Genomic DNA, 1,792 nt, shown 5'->3' with positions numbered 1-1,792 from the left:
TACAACCAAATTTATGCTGCTAATGCTATCATAGAAGGAGTTAGTGCTTCAACCGCCCTAGTTGCTTCTGATAAAAATCAATTTACTGGAGAAGCATTGTTCGTGAGGTCACTGTTGCATTTTTATCTTGTTAATCTGTATGGCGCCGTTCCCTATATAACTACAACAAATTATGAAAATAATAAATTGGCAACTAGAATGCCCGTTACTCAAGTTTATGACAAGATTATCGAAGACCTAGAAATAGCCTTTACATTGTTACCTGAAGAGTACATCTTAACTGACCGCACTCGACCTAATAAATCGGCAGTCAAGGCATTATTAGCAAGATCATATTTGTATAATGGATTGTGGGCGGAAGCAGCTAATGCAGCGTCTTACACTTTAAACAATACTTCGGTTTACGCATGGGAAACTGATTTGAACAAAATATTTCTTAAAGAGAGCACCACTACCATTTGGCAATTTTCACCGCGTTTTGAAGGACAGAATACTCAAGAAGGGGAAACATTTGTATTTTTTTCTGGACCTCCATCGCTAGTCGCTTTGAGTGCTGCACTTATAAATGACTTTGAGTTGGGCGATCAGCGCAAAGAACATTGGGCTAAATCAGTAACCAATGGAACAGAAACTTGGTATCACGCCAATAAATACAAAGAAAAGTCCTCAACTTCAAGCTCTTTAGAATATTCTATACTGTTTCGATTGGCGGAACAACACCTCATTAGAGCAGAGGCTCGTGCACAGCAAGGAGATTTGATTGGAGCAAAGGAAGATTTGAATAAAATCAGAACTACAGCTGGTCTTGCTGAAACAACGGCTATAAGTCAGCAGGACATACTCAATGCCATTTTACAAGAAAACAGAGTGGAGTTTTTCACAGAATTAGGACATCGCTTTTTTGATTTAAAAAGAGCTAATAAAATAAATGAAGCATTAAATCCTGTTAAACCTGGCTGGAGTACCACAGATAATTTAATGCCACTACCAGAATCAGAACTATCACTGAATCCAAATTTGAAACCTCAAAATCCTGGCTATTAAAATGCAAAATAGTATAGAAAATATAGCTCGTATTTCTTGTAGATATCTATCCAGAATTAAGGCGTACTTTACAGTTTTGATGCTCCTGTTAATATCATGCGTTGGAAATGCACAAAAAAATAGTAAAAAACAACTTACAGCTGCAGATTATCCTTTATGGAGTTATCTCAAAGTAGAAAAACTCTCTGAAAATGCAAAATGGGTTAGTTATGTTAATTATTACGAAAACGGTAAAGACACTTTATTTGTTAAAAACAGCAAAGGAACAATGACCCACAGTTTTGCTGGAGAAAGTAAAGGAGAATTTATCGGAGATACTTGGTTTTGTTCCATGGATTCAAAAGGAAACTTAACAGTAACAAACTTAATAACAGCGAAGCGAGAAACGGTTCAAGGCGTAATTAAATATGAGTTAAGATGCAAGAGTAAAGAACTAATCATTTTAAAAAATGGAGGTACTGATCAGAAAATTATTGAGCTTAAAAATATAAGTACCAACCAATCTACTGTTTTTGATTCTATTGAAAACTATACTTATAATTCGAAAGCAGATGCAATTGTTTTAAGTTCTAAGTCCAAAAGAAATTCAAAAATTACTCTAGTGGATTTGAAAAATAAAACTAACAAGCTAGTGACAAATTCTTCTGAAGTGCTTGAAAATATGGATTTCGTTTGGCAAGACGATGGTAAATCTTTTGCTTTTTTACAGCAATCTGTAACTGATGGAGAAAAAACAAATAGAACCCTT

Annotated in this window: 2 protein-coding genes; both read left to right on the top strand. The window is 34.9% G+C overall.

Going from position 1 to position 1,792, the window contains the following annotated elements:
* The coding region (locus P8M54_RS06135) for a RagB/SusD family nutrient uptake outer membrane protein (protein WP_300286293.1) at positions 1 to 1,044 on the top strand (1,044 nt) is incomplete at its 5' end.
* Position 1,045: 1 nt separating this feature from the next.
* A partial coding sequence (locus tag P8M54_RS06130) for a hypothetical protein (RefSeq protein WP_300286292.1) occupies positions 1,046 to 1,792 on the top strand: 747 nt, incomplete at its 3' end.

Source organism: Flavobacterium sp., from assembly GCF_029242675.1.
Lineage (GTDB): Bacteria > Bacteroidota > Bacteroidia > Flavobacteriales > Flavobacteriaceae > Flavobacterium.
The sequence above is the reverse complement of the archived record's forward strand: the minus strand, read 5'-3'. Positions and strand labels throughout refer to the sequence as shown.